The sequence below is a fragment of the Aeromonas aquatilis genome, assembly GCF_054052405.1.
In genome coordinates, this window is the sequence record NZ_JBSTYP010000207.1 from 1 (window position 1) to 296 (window position 296).

At 60.5% G+C, this 296-nt stretch carries 1 protein-coding gene; it reads right to left on the bottom strand.

The genetic code is table 11. The features are described from left to right. Window positions 1-296 (bottom strand): VCBS domain-containing protein (locus ACW5W8_RS24050; protein ID WP_498630928.1); only part of this gene is annotated, 296 nt, incomplete at both ends.

Below are 296 nucleotides of genomic sequence, written 5' to 3' on the forward strand. Positions count from 1 at the left end.
GTCAGCACTCTTGACCACGAAGGTTTCGCTTGGCAGAGACTCGCCTTCTTTGAGGGCTTGCACCTGCGGGTCGCTGTTGTCGAGCGCGTAGGTCCAGTTGCCATCTTTATCGATGGCGAAGGTACCGTGGTTGCCTTTTACCTGAGTCTGGGGCTGGAATACCGCGTCGCCGTGGTCGCTATCGGTGGCGACCAGCTTGCCGCCGGTGGTGAGGGTCACATCTTCTTTGACGGTACCCTGGTCAGCGCCCGGGGTGGCAACGCTAATGGTGGCAGTGTCATCGGTGCCGGTGATGG